The 13,834-nt window shown below is 52.6% G+C and carries 12 protein-coding genes and 1 pseudogene; 12 read left to right on the forward strand and 1 reads right to left on the reverse strand.

All coding sequences use genetic code 11. The features are described 5' to 3' along the window. Window positions 1-36: 36 nt before the first annotated feature. From BH712_RS07570 to BH712_RS07625, 11 genes and pseudogenes are all read left to right on the forward strand, one after another. Window positions 37-1,083 carry a PhoH family protein gene (locus BH712_RS07570; RefSeq protein WP_003858674.1) on the forward strand — a complete coding sequence of 349 codons (1,047 nt, stop codon included), beginning with the start codon at window positions 37-39 and terminating at the stop codon, window positions 1,081-1,083. Beyond that, on the forward strand, window positions 1,080-1,547 hold the full coding sequence (gene ybeY / locus BH712_RS07575; protein ID WP_006809617.1) for an rRNA maturation RNase YbeY: 468 nt from the start codon (window positions 1,080-1,082) through the stop codon (window positions 1,545-1,547). Before BH712_RS07570 ends, ybeY begins: the two co-directional genes overlap by 4 nt. A gap of 84 nt (window positions 1,548-1,631) precedes the next feature. Further along, window positions 1,632-2,510 (forward strand): CNNM family magnesium/cobalt transport protein CorC, encoded by an 879-nt coding sequence (gene corC / locus BH712_RS07580; protein ID WP_006809618.1) that lies wholly within the window; start codon window positions 1,632-1,634, stop codon window positions 2,508-2,510. 5 nt (window positions 2,511-2,515) lie between these two features. Beyond that, entirely contained in the window at window positions 2,516-4,054 is a 1,539-nt protein-coding gene (gene lnt / locus BH712_RS07585; protein WP_006809619.1) for an apolipoprotein N-acyltransferase, read from the forward strand. A gap of 401 nt (window positions 4,055-4,455) precedes the next feature. Next, the gene (locus tag BH712_RS07590) at window positions 4,456-5,361 is read left to right on the forward strand and encodes an amino acid ABC transporter substrate-binding protein (protein ID WP_003858681.1); all 906 of its coding nucleotides are present in this window, start codon (window positions 4,456-4,458) and stop codon (window positions 5,359-5,361) included. A gap of 155 nt (window positions 5,362-5,516) precedes the next feature. Then, window positions 5,517-6,256, forward strand: a pseudogene (gltJ, locus tag BH712_RS07595) (glutamate/aspartate ABC transporter permease GltJ). Beyond that, a complete protein-coding gene (gltK, locus tag BH712_RS07600) occupies window positions 6,256-6,930 on the forward strand; it encodes a glutamate/aspartate ABC transporter permease GltK (RefSeq protein WP_006809621.1) in 675 nt (224 codons plus the stop codon). The pseudogene gltJ and the gene gltK overlap by 1 nt, the downstream one beginning before the upstream one ends. Continuing rightward, entirely contained in the window at window positions 6,930-7,655 is a 726-nt protein-coding gene (locus BH712_RS07605) for an amino acid ABC transporter ATP-binding protein (protein WP_006809622.1), read from the forward strand. The genes gltK and BH712_RS07605 overlap by 1 nt, the downstream gene beginning before the upstream one ends. Window positions 7,656-7,774: 119 nt before the next feature. Continuing rightward, window positions 7,775-8,710 (forward strand): pyrimidine-specific ribonucleoside hydrolase RihA, encoded by a 936-nt coding sequence (gene rihA / locus BH712_RS07610; protein ID WP_032673586.1) that lies wholly within the window; start codon window positions 7,775-7,777, stop codon window positions 8,708-8,710. A gap of 288 nt (window positions 8,711-8,998) precedes the next feature. Continuing rightward, window positions 8,999-9,700, forward strand: coding sequence for a hypothetical protein (locus BH712_RS07615; RefSeq protein WP_006809624.1), 702 nt, complete (start codon window positions 8,999-9,001; stop codon window positions 9,698-9,700). A 234-nt stretch (window positions 9,701-9,934) separates the two neighbouring features. Continuing rightward, complete coding sequence (locus BH712_RS07625; RefSeq protein ID WP_032673755.1) at window positions 9,935-10,414, forward strand: Hcp family type VI secretion system effector; 480 nt, start codon at window positions 9,935-9,937, stop codon at window positions 10,412-10,414. Window positions 10,415-10,549: 135 nt separating this feature from the next. Here the strand turns inward: BH712_RS07625 and BH712_RS07630 are convergent, their stop codons facing one another. After that, a complete protein-coding gene (locus BH712_RS07630) occupies window positions 10,550-11,032 on the reverse strand; it encodes a zinc ribbon-containing protein (RefSeq protein WP_032673756.1) in 483 nt (160 codons plus the stop codon). Window positions 11,033-11,246: 214 nt separating this feature from the next. Between BH712_RS07630 and leuS the strand changes: the two genes are divergently transcribed. After that, window positions 11,247-13,829, forward strand: a complete 2,583-nt coding sequence (leuS, locus tag BH712_RS07635) for a leucine--tRNA ligase (protein WP_006809627.1) — start codon at window positions 11,247-11,249, stop codon at window positions 13,827-13,829. Window positions 13,830-13,834: the final 5 nt, after the last annotated feature.

Genomic DNA, 13,834 nt, shown 5'->3' on the forward strand with positions numbered 1-13,834 from the left:
GGCCACAGGTCAGTTAACCAATCAAAGAGGAACAGTTTGAACATAGATACGCGTGAAATTAGCCTTGAGCCCGCAGACAACGCTCGCCTGCTGAGCCTGTGCGGGCCGTTTGATGACAACATCAAACAACTGGAGCGACGTCTGGGTATCGAAATCAATCGTCGCGATAACCATTTCAAACTCACCGGACGCCCAATCTGCGTCAACGCCGCGGCAGATATTCTCCGCAGCCTGTATGTTGATACCGCCCCGATGCGCGGCGAGATCCAGGATATTGAGCCGGAACAGATCCACCTCGCCATTAAAGAGGCGCGCGTGCTTGAGCAAAGCGCGGAAAGCGTGCCGGACTACGGTAAGGCAATCAATATCAAGACCAAGCGTGGCGTCATCAAGCCGCGTACGCCAAACCAGGCGCAGTACATCGCCAACATTCTTGACCATGACATCACCTTCGGCGTGGGTCCGGCCGGTACGGGTAAAACCTATCTGGCCGTTGCGGCCGCGGTCGATGCGCTGGAGCGTCAGGAGATCCGCCGTATTCTGCTGACCCGCCCTGCCGTTGAAGCCGGTGAGAAACTCGGCTTTCTGCCGGGCGATTTAAGTCAGAAAGTGGACCCTTACCTGCGCCCGCTGTACGACGCGCTGTTCGAAATGCTCGGCTTCGAGAAAGTTGAAAAGCTCATCGAGCGTAACGTGATTGAAGTGGCCCCGCTGGCCTATATGCGCGGCCGTACGCTTAACGACGCATTCATCATTCTGGATGAGAGCCAGAACACCACTATCGAACAGATGAAGATGTTCCTGACGCGTATTGGCTTTAACTCGAAAGCGGTTATCACCGGTGACGTCACCCAGATTGACCTGCCGCGTAACACCAAATCGGGTCTGCGTCATGCCATCGAAGTCCTGGCCGAGGTAGAGGAAATCAGCTTTAACTTCTTCCACAGTGAAGACGTGGTACGCCATCCGGTTGTCGCGCGTATCGTTAATGCTTATGAGGCCTGGGAAGAGGCAGATCAGAAACGCAGGGCCGAACTGGCCGCAGAACGTAAGCGCGAAGCGCAGGAGCATGAACAGAAATGAGTCAGGTGATCCTCGATTTACAGCTGGCCTGTGAAGATAATTCCGGCATGCCAGAAGAGGCACAGTTTCAGAAATGGCTGGACGCCGTCATCCCGCAGTTTCAGGAAGAATCAGAGGTCACGATTCGCCTGGTGGATGAAGCAGAAAGCCATGAACTCAACCTGACCTACCGCGGGAAAGATAAGCCGACCAACGTGCTCTCTTTCCCGTTCGAAGCCCCTCCGGGCATGGAGATGCCGCTGCTGGGCGATCTGATCATCTGCCGTCAGGTGGTTGAACAGGAAGCCAAAGAGCAGCAAAAGCCGCTGGAAGCGCACTGGGCACACATGGTGGTCCACGGTAGCCTGCATCTTCTGGGTTACGACCATATTGAAGATGACGAAGCGGAAGAGATGGAATCCCTCGAGACAGAGATAATGCTTGCTCTGGGCTATGAGGATCCGTACATTGCCGAGAAAGAATAGTCAGTTACTGACTACCATGCCGCCGCGCAGGGACATAGCGCGGCGGTTAACGTTGAACTAACAAGAGAACCCTTAACAAACGCCATGAGCGACGACAATTCACACAGTAGCGACACGACAACCACTAAAAAGGGATTTTTCTCCCTCATTCTGAACCAGCTTTTCCACGGCGAACCGAAAAACCGTGATGAACTGCTGGAGCTGATTCGTGATTCCGGGCAGAACGACCTTATCGACGAAGATACGCGCGAAATGCTCGAAGGGGTGATGGACATCGCCGACCAGCGCGTCCGCGACATCATGATCCCCCGCTCGCAGATGATTACCCTGAAACGCAACCAGACGCTGGACGAGTGCCTTGATGTCATTATCGAATCGGCCCACTCACGTTTCCCGGTCATCAGCGAAGACAAAGATCACATTGAAGGGATTTTGATGGCGAAAGATCTGCTGCCGTTTATGCGCAGCGATGCCGAAGCCTTCAGTATGGAAAAAGTGTTACGCCCGGCGGTGGTTGTGCCGGAAAGTAAACGTGTGGATCGGATGCTGAAAGAGTTTCGCTCCCAGCGTTACCACATGGCGATTGTTATTGATGAATTTGGTGGCGTTTCCGGTCTGGTCACGATCGAAGACATCCTTGAGCTGATCGTGGGCGAAATTGAAGATGAGTATGACGAAGAAGAGGATATCGACTTCCGTCAGCTGAGCCGCCACACCTGGACCGTGCGCGCGCTGGCCTCAATTGAGGACTTCAACGACACCTTTGGCACCAGCTTCAGCGATGAAGAGGTGGACACCATTGGTGGTCTGGTGATGCAGGCCTTCGGCCATCTTCCGGCCCGCGGTGAAACCGTTGACATCGATGGTTACCAGTTTAAGGTCGCCATGGCCGACAGCCGACGTATTATTCAGGTTCACGTCAGAATGCCGGACGACTCACCGGTGCCAAAACGGGAAGATTAATGTAAATGGCATTTGCCCCACTCTTTGAACGCCAGCGCGTCCGTTTGCTGCTGGCGCTGTTACTCGGAGCCAGCGGTACGCTGGCTTTTTCTCCTTACGATATCTGGCCAGCCGCGATTCTTTCCCTGATGGGGCTACAGGGGCTGACCCTCAACCGTCGTCCGGTACAGGCCGCGGCTGTCGGCTACTTCTGGGGGCTGGGGCTGTTCGGCTCCGGCATTAACTGGGTCTATGTCAGTATCGCGCAATTTGGTGGGATGCCGGGGCCGGTTAACGTCTTCCTCGTTGTGCTGCTTGCCGCATATCTCTCGCTCTACACCGGCCTGTTCGCGGGTATCCTGTCTCGCCTGTGGCCAAAAACGACCTGGCTGCGCGTGGCGATAGCGGCGCCCGTTGTCTGGCAAATCACCGAATTCCTGCGCGGCTGGGTACTTACCGGCTTCCCGTGGCTACAGTTCGGCTATAGCCAGGTTGACGGCCCGCTGAAAGGGCTGGCGCCAGTTATGGGCGTGGAAGCCATCAACTTCCTGTTAATGATGGTCAGCGGCCTGCTGGTGCTGGCACTGGTCACGCGTAGTTGGAAGCCGCTGGTTGCCGCGCTGATCCTTTTCGCCCTGCCCTTCCCACTGCGTTATATCCAGTGGTTCACGCTGGAGCCCGCGCGCGCCACGCAGGTTTCGCTGGTGCAGGGCGATATCCCGCAGTCATTGAAATGGGATGAGAATCAGTTACTGAACACGCTGAAAATCTACGCCAACGCCACCGAAGAGGTGATGGGCAAATCACAGCTCATCATCTGGCCTGAGTCTGCGATCCCGGACCTGGAGATCAATCAACAGCCCTTCCTGAAGATGATGGACGATTTGCTGCGCGCGCGCGGCAGTACCCTGATCACCGGGATTGTGGATGCGCGTCTCAATCAGCAGAACCGCTATGACACCTATAACGCGATCATCACGCTCGGTAAGGACAGCGACTACAGCTACACCTCCACCAATCGCTACAACAAAAACCACCTTGTACCGTTTGGCGAGTTTGTTCCGCTGGAGTCGATTCTGCGTCCGCTGGCACCGTTCTTCGATCTGCCGATGTCCTCGTTCAGCCGTGGCCCTTACGTTCAGCCGCAGCTGCATGCGCACGGTTTTGCCCTGACGGCCGCCATTTGCTACGAGATTATCCTCGGCGAGCAGGTGCGCGATAACTTCCGCCCGGACACCGACTATCTGCTGACCATCTCAAACGATGCGTGGTTCGGTAAATCGATTGGCCCGTGGCAGCACTTCCAGATGGCGCGCATGCGTTCTCTGGAGCTGGCGCGTCCACTGCTGCGTAGCACCAATAACGGCATCACCGCCGTGATTGGTCCGCAGGGCGAAATCCAGGCCATGATCCCGCAGTTCACCCGTGAGGTGCTGACCACTAACGTCACGCCAACTTCCGGACTTACGCCGTACGCGCGCACCGGCAACTGGCCGCTGTGGATCCTGACCACACTGTTCGGTTTCGCCGCCGTGCTGATGAGCCTGCGTCAGCGTCGTAAATAACCTTACCTTCTGTTGCCGGGTGGCGCTGACGCTTACCCGGCCTACTTTCCCATGCTGTAGGTCGGGTAAGGCGTAGCCGCCACCCGACAATTTCCTCCCAAACTTCAATTCTGGCACGCCTGTTGCTTTGTTTATTCATATCAACGCTGTCTGGCTTAACGTGCAACTTTGTCGCACCAGCGTAGATCATCGGTAGCACCTAAACGGTGCAACGAGAGATTATTGCCTCTGAATGGTGCGGCGCGCTTCGCAAAAATAAACAATAACGCAGCAAAATCTTTACATTAAGCCAGACTAAATGTTAACAAGCTTGCATAACACGGCACTCGCATTTCGCGAGATATAACAACATCACAATGGGTATCGAAGCGTCACTGGCGCTGATAAGAAAGGAGTTGGGTATGCAATTACGTAAACTGGCCACAGCAATGCTGGTTATGGGAATGTCTGCGGGCGTCGTCCACGCTGAAGACGCTCCGGCCGCAGGAAGCACTCTCGACAAGATTGCCAAAAACGGCGTGATCGTGGTCGGCCACCGTGAATCTTCTGTCCCGTTCTCTTACTACGACAACACGCAAAAAGTCGTGGGCTATTCACAGGATTACTCCAACGCCATCGTTGAAGCTGTGAAGAAAAAGCTGAACAAACCTGACCTGCAAGTGAAGCTGATCCCCATCACTTCACAGAACCGTATTCCTCTGCTGCAAAACGGCACATTTGATTTCGAATGTGGCTCGACCACCAACAACCTTGAGCGTCAGAAACAGGCTGCCTTCTCCGATACTATCTTCGTTGTCGGCACTCGACTGCTGACGAAGAAAGGCGGCGACATCAAAGATTTTGCTGACCTGAAAGGCAAAGCGGTTGTCGTGACCTCCGGTACCACTTCCGAAGTGCTGCTGCACAAGCTGAACGACGAGAAGAAAATGGACATGCGCATCATCAGCGCGAAAGACCATGGCGACTCCTTCCGTACCCTGGAAAGTGGCCGTGCCGTGGCGTTTATGATGGATGACGCCCTGCTGGCGGGCGAGCGCGCGAAAGCGAAGAAGCCAGATAACTGGGAAATCGTCGGTACCGCGCAGTCGAAAGAAGCCTACGGCTGTATGCTGCGTAAAGGTGACGAGGACTTCAAGAAACTGATCGATGACACCATCGCCCAGGCGCAAACCTCTGGCGAAGCGGCAAAATGGTTCGACAAGTGGTTCAAGAACCCCATTCCACCAAAAAACCTGAACATGAACTTTGAACTGTCTGACGACATGAAAGCGCTGTTCAAATCACCAAACGACAAAGCTCTTAACTAATTAGAACGACAGGGGCGGGATCTCCTGCCCTCTCGATTGTCGGGAAGCATGGACAGACTATACGTTGAGTGGTCGTTCCCCACTCAGCGCAAAAATTGAGCTTCTCACCAATCTTCGAGGGTAGCACTGCTACCCTTTTTTTTCTGGAGTTTACTATGTCAATTGACTGGAACTGGGGCATCTTTCTGCAACAAGCCCCGTTCGGCAACACCACCTATCTCGGCTGGCTGTGGAGCGGCTTTCAGGTTACCGTTGCGTTATCGATAACGGCGTGGATTATCGCGTTTCTTGTCGGTTCGCTGTTCGGTATTCTGCGTACCGTCCCTAACCGTTTTCTCTCTTCGATTGGCACGCTCTATGTGGAACTGTTCCGTAACGTTCCGCTGATCGTGCAGTTCTTTACCTGGTATCTGGTGATCCCGGAGCTGCTGCCGGAAGATCTCGGCATGTGGTTCAAGGCCGAGCTGGATCCTAACGTACATTTTTTGTCTCGTCCATGCTGTGTCTGGGGCTGTTCACCGCTGCGCGCGTCTGCGAGCAGGTGCGTGCCGCCATACAGTCACTGCCGCGCGGGCAAAAGAATGCGGCACTGGCGATGGGCCTGACTCTTCCCCAGGCCTACCGTTACGTCCTGTTGCCTAACGCTTACCGCGTGATTGTGCCACCGATGACCTCCGAGATGATGAACCTGGTGAAAAACTCGGCCATCGCCTCAACCATCGGTCTGGTGGATATGGCAGCCCAGGCGGGCAAACTGCTGGATTATTCCGCTCACGCGTGGGAATCCTTCACGGCGATCACGCTCGCCTATGTTCTGATTAACGCTTTCATCATGCTGGTGATGAACCTGGTTGAACGCAAAGTACGCCTGCCGGGCAATCTGGGAGGCAAATAATGTACGAGTTTGACTGGAGTTCCATTGTTCCGTCCTTGCCCTATCTGCTGGATGGACTGGCGATCACCTTAAAGATCACCGTTATCGCCATTATCGTCGGTATTGTCTGGGGTACCCTGCTGGCAGTGATGCGCCTGTCGAGCTTTAAGCCGCTCGCCTGGTTTGCCACGGCTTACGTTAACGTGTTCCGCTCCATCCCCCTGGTCATGGTGCTGCTGTGGTTTTACCTGATTGTTCCCGGCTTTTTACAGAACGTACTGGGACTGTCGCCGAAAACCGATATCCGCCTGATCTCTGCCATGGTGGCGTTTTCCATGTTTGAAGCCGCCTACTACTCAGAGATTATCCGCGCAGGTATTCAGAGTATCTCTCGCGGGCAGTCCAGCGCTGCGCTGGCGCTCGGTATGACGCACTGGCAGTCCATGAAGCTCATTATTCTGCCGCAGGCGTTTCGCGCCATGGTTCCGCTGTTGCTGACGCAGGGCATCGTCCTGTTCCAGGATACCTCCCTGGTCTACGTGCTGAGCCTGGCAGACTTCTTCCGTACCGCCTCCACCATTGGCGAACGTGACGGAACGCAGGTTGAGATGATCCTCTTCGCGGGCGGGGTCTATTTTGTGATTAGTTTAAGCGCATCGCTGTTGGTCAGCTGGCTGAAGAAAAGGACGGTATAATGATTTCCCTGAAAAATGTTTCTAAATGGTATGGGCACTTTCAGGTGCTGACCGACTGCTCAACAGAAGTGAAAAAAGGCGATGTGGTGGTGGTATGCGGCCCGTCCGGTTCCGGTAAATCAACGCTTATCAAAACCGTTAATGGGCTGGAGCCTGTCCAGCAGGGCGAGATTGTCGTTAACGGCACCAAAGTGAATGACCGCAAAACTAACCTTGCTCAGCTTCGTTCCCACGTGGGAATGGTGTTCCAGCATTTTGAGCTGTTCCCTCACCTGTCCATCATTGAGAACCTGACGCTGGCGCAGGTCAAAGTGCTGAAACGCGATAAAAAAGCGGCGCGCGAAAAGGGACTGAAGTTACTGGAACGCGTCGGGCTGTCTGCGCATGCGGATAAGTTCCCGGCTCAGCTTTCCGGTGGCCAGCAGCAGCGCGTGGCGATCGCGCGTGCGCTGTGCATGGATCCGGTGGCGATGCTGTTCGATGAACCGACGTCCGCGCTCGATCCTGAGATGATCAACGAAGTGCTGGACGTTATGGTGGAGCTGGCGCACGAAGGAATGACCATGATGGTGGTGACGCACGAAATGGGCTTCGCCCGTAAAGTGGCTAACCGCGTGATCTTCATGGATGAAGGGAAAATTGTTGAAGACTCACCGAAAGAAGAGTTCTTCGCCAACCCGAAATCCGAACGCGCTAAAGACTTCCTCGCCAAAATCCTGCATTAATCTTTTCAGTGCGCAATCTACGGATTGCGCACTGCTTCACGCTTTAGATCTCTTTTTCTATTCGGCGTCACATCACAGCGTTAACCTTGTCACAAATAATGCTAAGAATGGAGAACGCTATGGCACAGCCAATTATTCTCGACTGCGATCCGGGTCATGATGACGCGATCGCGCTCGTCCTCGCACTTGCCTCCCCTGAACTGGACGTAAAAGCTGTCACCTCCTCCGCCGGGAACCAGACGCCGGATAAAACCTTACGAAACGTGTTGCGCATGTTGACGCTGCTGAAACGCACCGATATTCCGGTCGCAGGCGGCGCCGTTAAGCCGCTGATGCGCGAACTGATCATTGCGGATAATGTTCACGGTGAAAGTGGGCTGGATGGCCCGGCGCTACCGGAGCCGGATTTCGCACCGCAAAACTGTACCGCCGTGGAGCTTATGGCGAAGGTGCTGCGTGAAAGCGCAGAGCCCGTGACGCTGGTGGCGACCGGCCCGCAGACCAACGTTGCGCTGCTGCTGAACAGTTATCCTGAACTGCACAGCAACATCGCCGGTATCGTCATCATGGGCGGCGCAATGGGCCTGGGGAACTGGACGCCAGCCGCGGAGTTCAACATCTTTGTTGACCCGGAAGCCGCGGAAATCGTCTTCCAGTCGGGCCTGCCGATTGTGATGGCGGGGCTGGACGTTACCCACCGCGCACAAATTATGGCGCAGGACATCGAACGATTCCGTTCTGTCGGCAACCCGGTTGCAACGACCGTGGCAGAGCTGCTCGACTTCTTTATGGAGTATCACAAAGCCGAGAAATGGGGTTTCCACGGCGCGCCGCTGCATGACCCATGCACCATTGCCTGGCTGCTGAAGCCGGACATGTTTACCACGGTCGAACGTTGGGTTGGCGTGGAAACACAGGGGAAATATACCCAGGGGATGACGGTGGTGGACTATTACTCGCTGACGGGAAATAAGCCGAATACCACGGTGATGGTGGATATCGATCGGGAAGCATTTGTGGATTTGCTGGCGGAGAGGCTGGCTTATTATATTTAGGTCGGAAGGCAAAAAACAATTGGGCATTCCAGGCAGTCTGTCGCCTGATCCCCACAACCTGGCTCTCTCCTGCAAAGAATCTCGTGAAATCATTGTTCAAAAAATAAAAACACTGTTATAGATATTACCCTCCATTTATTCATAATAACAATTATTACTTGCGACCAATTCAATTCAAGAATAAACAGGAGGCATTTTTTTGCAATTTTTTTCAAAAATGAGATAAGCATCGCTTTGTTTTAATAATGACATGCTCGATGATCGAAAGAACATAGCAAAGGAGCCGTTATGTATTACAGCGAAGAGATCATTGAGCGCATTGGAACTGATAAAGAGCTAGCTGTTCGTTTAGATAAAGCGTTAATGGGGGTTAAAGAGGGCGTTGTAGATTATGTCAATGGTCTTGGTGATGCCACAACACGGTTACTTTATTATACATCCTGTCTTACAGAAAACTATCAGGATGTATGTAAAAAACTTGGGTCTGAGGATATAAGGTTTATTTGCGCTCTGTATGAACTTGTCAAGCACAGAGATATTATATTCAGGATGTTGAAAATATATATTGAAACCATCCTAAAAAATAAAAATGAGACCGAAAAGAAAACAATTCTTCAGAAACTGACACCATTTACAAAGAATTATTCCATTAAATACATTTCAAAAAATGGTTTAATTTACGCTGTAGCATCGTATATATGCTACGGGAATAAGATGAATTTATCTGTACAAAATGCATTAATGACAAAAATAGGAAGCAGAGTCGGGTGGATTGTAGGGGGGTTGAATATTTATGGATTTGTACAACGTGCTGCTGAGAGTGCAGATAATCTGAAAAATTTCTGCCCTTTATTTTATAATGCCTTATACATGGAAGGTTTAGAAATGATGTATTTTTTAATAGAACCCATGATCATGAAGTCAGGCTATTTAAATATTAACACGGCAACTGATGAAGAAATTGTCAGAGCACTAAAGAGAATGATGTGACCATGTTTAATTTAGTAAATAGCTTTTTAAGGAACTGTTTACGCCATTTTTTCAAAAGCATAAAAGATGATTGCATTAATAATATTATAGGTTTTGGAATGGTTTTCATTATTGCCATAATTTCAATTTCTGTTTCAGCTCTCATCGACAATAATAAAATAGCATTCGGAATTATCGCTTTGATAGTAATACTTATACTGTTGCTAATGTTCTTTTATAAAGAAAAAAAATAAAATGTCTATACCGGCACATATTTGGCTCACCGATGACAACGGCTCACCTTTGATTGGTGAATATTCAATGCCAACACGATTGGGTTCGACTGAACTTAAATCGTTCAATCATTCCGTATGGATCCCGACAGATCATAACACCGGCAAACTCACAGGAACTCGCCTTCATGTGCCGATCAGATTTGAAAAAGAAATAGACCGTCTCACCCCATACTTATTCAGGGCTGTGTGTCAAGGAAGAGTATTGAAAGAAGCTGTGATAAAAATGTATAAGATTAATGAAGCCGGAATCGAGGTGGAATATTTTAATATAATACTGGAAAATGTAAAGATAACACAAATTTCTCCAGTTCTATTTCCAGTAGGTATTGCAAGTAAACATATGGAAGAAGTTGAGATTCGATATGAATCTATAGAATGGAAATATACTGATGGAAATATAATGTTCAAAGATTCGTGGAATGAAAGAGTCATAGCATAAAAGAAAAGGACTCGCTGGCGTTCCTTTCTGTTTTACTTTTACCTTGTGCGGCCTGATGCCCTCATCCCAGCCCTCTCCCACGGGGAGAGGGAGCAAACACTAAAAACGGCAACGGGGTTGCCGTTTTGCTTTTATTCATGGCTCAAACGGCCGACGCTGGAACTGGTCGTGCCCACATTTCGGACACAGCGACAGCACCTCCGGCGTATAAACGGCCATATGGTGGTGGCACTTCTCACACACCAGGTTCCCCAACCCCACAACTTCGCCGCTGTGATAGACACCGTGGTGGTTTAAGTCCTGAAACACCTCGCGCCATTCCAGCTGCGTTTTATCGGTAATATCCGCCAGCTCCTGCCACAGACTCTCTTTAATGACCCGCATAAAAACGCTGTCGGCCATTTCGTCCTGACTCTCTTCATAGCTTCGCGCAAACTCTTCCAGGTCACGACGCACAGCGCGCGTCACCTCTTCCACTTCGGTTCGCGTTAACTCACCCGTTTGCGTCACGCGTGCGCGTGCCTGTTCAACCAGCGCGTCGATATCACGCTCACCGTTACGCAGCCGTTCCGTCAGTGTCGCTACCAGTTCACGGTAAAATTGAGCAACCTTGTTCATCATTTTGCCTCCCGGGTAAGTAACTGTCTCTAATAATAGACCTTATTTTGACACCGCTTTGTCAGGTGAAGCACAGACCCGGTAAATTCCTGCAAAGTGCATTTGCGTGAAAGGCTGTTTTGACGCGGGCGTTTGGGCTATGCTATGCGGATCTGAATTACCACATCCATTGGCTACATTTGTAGCTGTATTGAACACAGGACCACTGGCTGCCATGCAAGAGCAATACCGCCCGGAAGAGATAGAATCAAAAGTCCAGCAACACTGGGACGAGAAGCGCACCTTTGAAGTAACCGAAGACGAGAGCAAAGAGAAGTATTACTGCCTGTCGATGCTTCCCTATCCTTCTGGTCGACTACACATGGGCCACGTGCGTAACTACACCATCGGTGACGTGATTGCGCGCTACCAGCGTATGCTGGGCAAAAACGTGCTTCAGCCTATCGGCTGGGATGCGTTCGGCCTGCCTGCTGAAGGCGCGGCGGTGAAAAACAACACGGCACCGGCTCCGTGGACGTACGACAACATCGCGTACATGAAAAACCAGCTGAAAATGCTGGGCTTTGGCTATGACTGGAGCCGCGAGCTGGCAACCTGCACCCCGGAGTACTACCGCTGGGAGCAGAAATTCTTCACCGAGCTGTATAAAAAAGGCCTGGTGTACAAGAAGACCTCTGCCGTTAACTGGTGCCCGAATGACCAGACCGTTCTCGCGAACGAGCAGGTTATCGATGGCTGCTGCTGGCGCTGTGACACCAAAGTCGAGCGCAAAGAGATCCCGCAGTGGTTTATCAAAATCACCGCCTACGCTGACGAACTGCTGAACGATCTGGATAACCTGGATCACTGGCCGGACACCGTTAAGACCATGCAGCGCAACTGGATTGGCCGTTCCGAAGGCGTGGAAATTACCTTCAACGTTAACGACTACGACCAGACGCTGACCGTCTACACCACCCGTCCGGATACCTTCATGGGTGCGACCTACCTGGCTGTGGCTGCCGGTCACCCGCTGGCGCAAAAAGCGGCGGAAAACAACCCGGAACTGGCAACCTTCATCGACGAATGCCGCAACACTAAAGTGGCCGAAGCCGACATGGCGACGATGGAGAAAAAAGGCGTTGATACCGGCTTCAAAGCGATCCACCCGCTGACGGGCGAAGCCATCCCTGTCTGGGCGGCAAACTTTGTGCTGATGGAATACGGTACGGGCGCCGTGATGGCCGTGCCGGGTCACGATCAGCGTGACTACGAATTTGCCACCAAATACGGTCTGACCATCAAGCCTGTTATTCTTGCTGCTGATGGCTCCGAGCCCGACCTCTCCGAGCAGGCGCTGACTGAAAAAGGCACCCTGTTTAACTCCGGTGAGTTCAGCGGCCTGAGCTTCGAAGAAGGCTTCAACGCCATCGCCGACAAACTGGCCTCCCTGGGCGTGGGCGAGCGTAAAGTGAACTACCGTCTGCGCGACTGGGGCGTTTCCCGTCAGCGTTACTGGGGTGCGCCAATTCCAATGGTGACCCTGGAAGATGGCACCGTGATGCCAACGCCGGAAGATCAGCTGCCGGTGATCCTGCCGGAAGACGTGGTTATGGACGGCATCACCAGCCCGATCAAAGCCGATCCTGAGTGGGCGAAAACCACCGTCAACGGTCAGCCAGCGCTGCGTGAAACCGACACCTTCGACACCTTTATGGAGTCCTCCTGGTACTACGCACGCTACACCTGCCCGCAGTACAAAGAAGGCATGCTGGATTCCGATGCAGCAAACTACTGGCTGCCGGTAGACATCTACATCGGTGGCATTGAACACGCCATCATGCACCTGCTCTACTTCCGCTTCTTCCACAAACTGATGCGTGACGCAGGCCTGGTCAACTCTGACGAGCCAGCAAAACAGCTGCTGTGTCAGGGCATGGTGCTGGCAGATGCGTTCTACTACGTTGGCGCGAACGGCGAGCGTAACTGGGTTTCTCCGGTTGATGCGATTGTGGAGCGCGACGAGAAAGGCCGTATCGTGAAGGCGAAAGACGCCGAAGGTCATGAACTGGTGTATACCGGCATGAGCAAGATGTCCAAGTCTAAAAATAACGGTATCGACCCACAGGTGATGGTTGAGCGTTACGGCGCTGACACCGTGCGTCTGTTCATGATGTTCGCCTCTCCGGCAGATATGACGCTGGAATGGCAGGAATCCGGTGTGGAAGGGGCAAACCGCTTCCTGAAACGCGTCTGGAAACTGGTTTACGAGCATACCTCTCAGGGTGATGCGCCAGCGCTGAACGTGGCTGCACTGAGCGAAGATCAGCAGGCGCTGCGTCGTGATGTTCATAAAACCATTGCGAAAGTCACCGATGATATTGGTCGTCGTCAGACCTTCAATACCGCAATTGCGGCTATTATGGAACTGATGAACAAGCTGGCGAAAGCGCCGCAGGACGGTGAGCAGGATCGTGCGTTAATGCGTGAAGCGCTGCTGGCGGTCGTTCGCATGCTGAACCCGTTCACGCCGCACGTTAGCTTTACCCTGTGGCAGGAGCTGAAAGGCGAAGGCGATATCGACAACGCGCCGTGGCCAGTGGCGGATGAATCCGCTATGGTGGAAAACACCACGCTGGTTGTGGTGCAGGTTAACGGTAAAGTGCGCGGTAAAATTACCGTCGCGGTCGACGCAACCGAAGAACAGGTTCGCGAGCGCGCAGGCCAGGAACACCTGGTCGCGAAATACCTTGAGGGCGTTACCGTACGTAAAGTGATCTACGTACCGGGTAAACTGCTGAATCTGGTCGTTGGCTAAGCGCG

Origin of the sequence: Enterobacter hormaechei ATCC 49162, from assembly GCF_001875655.1 — a bacterium.
GTDB lineage: Bacteria > Pseudomonadota > Gammaproteobacteria > Enterobacterales > Enterobacteriaceae > Enterobacter > Enterobacter hormaechei.